This window comes from Faecalibacterium sp. DFI.5.82 (genome assembly GCF_029076575.1).
GTDB classification, from domain to species: domain Bacteria; phylum Bacillota; class Clostridia; order Oscillospirales; family Ruminococcaceae; genus Faecalibacterium; species Faecalibacterium duncaniae.
Window position 1 is genome coordinate 1 of the sequence record NZ_JARFIS010000211.1, and the last position, 340, is coordinate 340.

Annotated in this window: 1 pseudogene; it reads left to right on the forward strand. The window is 50.9% G+C overall.

The features are described 5' to 3' along the window. Window positions 1-209 (forward strand): annotated as a pseudogene (locus P0G09_RS16285) (ABC transporter permease); the annotation flags it as partial. Between the last annotated feature and the right edge of the window lie 131 nt (window positions 210-340).

Sequence of the window (340 nt, forward strand, 5' to 3'; positions counted from 1 at the left end):
GAATGCTGCGTTGTCTTGGGGCAGGAAAAAATCAGGGTCGGATGCTTGTCCGGCTGGAAGCTCTTTTCTGGTGTAAAACTGCTGTTCCAGCAGGATGTGTGCTGGGAATCGTTTCCACATGGGGATTGTGTTCCTTTCTGAGTGGATTTATCGGCGAGGAGTTCAGCTCTTTACCAGTGCTTGGCATCAGCCCGGTCGGTATTATCTGAGGGTCCGTGATAGGACTTATCACGGTTTGGTTCGAGGCATATTCTCCGTCACGGAGGGAGTCAAAAGCTTCTACGATCACAGCAGCAACTGGGAATGCGGTGGAAAATGCAGCGGATTATACGTGTCATGC